General features: G+C 60.4%; 1 pseudogene. It reads right to left on the bottom strand.

Annotated elements, in window-relative coordinates:
- A pseudogene (locus tag ACTHSX_RS10515) lies at positions 1 to 389 on the bottom strand (RHS repeat protein); the annotation flags it as partial.

Here is a 389-nt window from a genome sequence, read left to right as displayed (position 1 = left end):
TCGTAGCCGTAGGCGGTGATTTTGCCGTCCCAGCCGGTTTCTTGGATCAGGTTGTCGGTTTGGTCGTAATCGAGACGGTAGGTTTCGCCGTTTTCGTTGGTGAGGACGGTCAGACGGCGGGCTTTGTCGTAGGCGTAGGCGAAGGTATGGCCCAGCGCGTTGGTGCGTTTGAGCGGCAGTCCGTCCACTGCGAGTTCGTAGGCGGTTTTGGCACCGAGTCCGTCGATGTGGGCGGTCAGCCGGTTGAGGCGGTCGTATTCGAAGGTTTCGTGACTGCCGTCGGGATAGTCGGTACGGACGGGGTTGCCCGCTGCATCGTAGTGGTGGCGGGTGGTATGGCCCAGCGCATCGGTAACGGTTTCGAGATCGCCGTATTCGGTGTAACCGAA

It is taken from the genome of Neisseria sp. P0014.S002 (assembly GCF_051958295.1).
GTDB classification, from domain to species: domain Bacteria; phylum Pseudomonadota; class Gammaproteobacteria; order Burkholderiales; family Neisseriaceae; genus Neisseria; species Neisseria flavescens_B.
Note: the sequence above shows the minus strand (reverse complement) of the source record. Positions and strands in the feature narration are given on the sequence as shown.